General features: G+C 62.3%; 2 protein-coding genes. Both read left to right on the top strand.

What is annotated here, in order from left to right; translation table 11 throughout:
- The first annotated feature begins 553 nt into the window (after positions 1–553).
- The gene (gene ltrA, locus ACWCQ6_RS37075) at positions 554–1,561 is read left to right on the top strand and encodes a group II intron reverse transcriptase/maturase (RefSeq protein WP_451096883.1); all 1,008 of its coding nucleotides are present in this window, start codon (positions 554–556) and stop codon (positions 1,559–1,561) included.
- Positions 1,513–1,818: a group II intron maturase-specific domain-containing protein gene (locus tag ACWCQ6_RS37070; protein WP_451096881.1), complete on the top strand. Its 306-nt coding sequence runs from the start codon at positions 1,513–1,515 to the stop codon at positions 1,816–1,818. The genes ltrA and ACWCQ6_RS37070 overlap by 49 nt, the downstream gene beginning before the upstream one ends.
- Positions 1,819–1,908: the final 90 nt, after the last annotated feature.

Genomic DNA, 1,908 nt, shown 5'->3' with positions numbered 1-1,908 from the left:
ACAGCTTTCAAGAGTGGTGCTGTGCGGAAGATGAAGGTTTTGTGGCCCTTCGGAGCCGCCCTGCGGGGGGAGGCTTCAAACTGCCTCATGCCGCGTTAGCCGAAGACTGTCGTGGTGAGCGATGAGGAAAAGGCGCCGTAAGAGGCGTCAGGTGGGGACCGGGAAGACGAACGCAAGTGAATCGCTGCTGACGTGTCGAAACGAAAACAGACGACATCAAAACCGGGGTGTTCCCTAAACTCCGGGATGAGCCTGGCGGGAGCCCGTCTATTGGCCAGGTGGTGTCCGGCATGCAGGCGACGTGAGCCCGGTCTGCGGCTTCCGCATGGAACAGGAGAAGGCAAGCCCCGATACTGCCCGCCGTGCAGCGGCGGCGAGAGGAAGCGCCTCAAGCAGCGGACACTGCGAGGGGCTGAGTACCGATGCGGGGTGTGCTGGCGGACCGGTTCGTAGTAGTGGTGAAGCCCCTGTAATGGGGGTGGAGCGAAGGGACCGGGTCGTTCGTGACTGTGTTGATCGCATCAACCGGACGGTTGTTTCCGGGAGGAGTTCGGTGGACCAGTTGAAGTCACAGACCAAGCCGTTTGAGATCTCAAAGCGGGAAGTCAAGGAGGCATGGGAGGAAGTCAGAGCGAATAGAGGGGCACCGGGAGCGGACGGGCAGAGCATCGACGACTTCGAGAAGGATCTGAGGAACAACCTCTACAAGGTCTGGAACAGAATGTCGTCAGGCTCATACTTCCCGCCTCCGGTGCGCGCGGTGGCAATTCCCAAGCCACAGGGAGGTGGCGAAAGGATGCTTGGTATTCCCGCCGTCGCCGATCGCGTGGCTCAGACCGTCGTGGCCCGGCATCTCATGCGGAGGGTGGAACCAATCTTCCATCCCGACAGCTACGGATACCGGCCCGGACGGTCCGCCTTGGATGCGGTGGAGAAGTGCCGGGAACGCTGTTGGAAACGGGACTGGGTGGTCGAGTTCGACATCGCCAAGTTCTTCGACAGCGTGCCCTGGGATCTCTTGGTCAAGGCAGTGGAAGTGCATACCGACGCCGTTTGGGTGAACTTGTATGTGCGGAGGTGGCTCGCCGCCCCGCTCCAGATGCCCGACGGCTCCTTGCTGGAACGGGAGCGCGGCACCCCGCAAGGGGCTCCCGTGTCTCCTGTCATGGCGAACCTGTTCCTGCACTACGCGTTCGACACCTGGATGGCCCGGGAGTTCCCGCCCGTCTGGTTCGAACGCTATGCGGATGATGCGGTGCTGCACTGCGTCACCGAGCGCCAGGCCCGCCAGGTGCTGGCCGCGCTCACGGACAGGATGGCCGAGGTCGGGCTGCGTCTGCACCCGGACAAGACCCGGATCGTGTACTGCCGTGACGGAAATCGCCAAGGCTCCTACGAGCACACGGCGTTCACGTTCCTGGGATACACCTTCCGCGCCAGGAGAAACCGGAGTCGGCACGGGAACCAGTTCCTGGCGTTTGACCCGGCGGTCAGCAGGACGCTCTCAAGAAGATGGGCCGGGAAGTACGGAGATGGCATCTGCACACCCGCACCGATCTGACCTTCCAAGAGCTCGCTCGAAGGATCAACCCTGTCGTGGCGGGCTGGCTCAACTACTACGGCCGTTTCAGGCCTTGGGAGTTGACCTCTTTTGTGACGCGCATCAACGCCTACCTGGTGCGTTGGATCCGCAAGAAGTACAAACGGCTCACGGCCAAGCGGAAGGCGCTGGCCAAACTGCAGGAAATCGCCAGGCGATACCCCCGCATGTTCGCGCACTGGCGCGTCACTCCGACCGTGAGTGCCGTACTGGTCTGACGATCAGGACGACAAGAGCGGAGTGACGAGAGATTGTCACGCTCCGTTCTGTGAGGGCCGGAGGGTGAAATCCCCTCCGGCTACTCGGCG

The organism is Streptomyces sp. NPDC001880 (assembly GCF_053594575.1).
This window is presented reverse-complemented; position numbering and strand designations above follow the sequence as displayed.

Excerpts from the sequence above, each read along its gene's own strand:
- ACWCQ6_RS37070 (WP_451096881.1), top strand. The coding sequence starts at position 1,513 with ATGGGCCGGGAAGTACGGAGATGGCATCTGCACACCCGCACCGATCTG.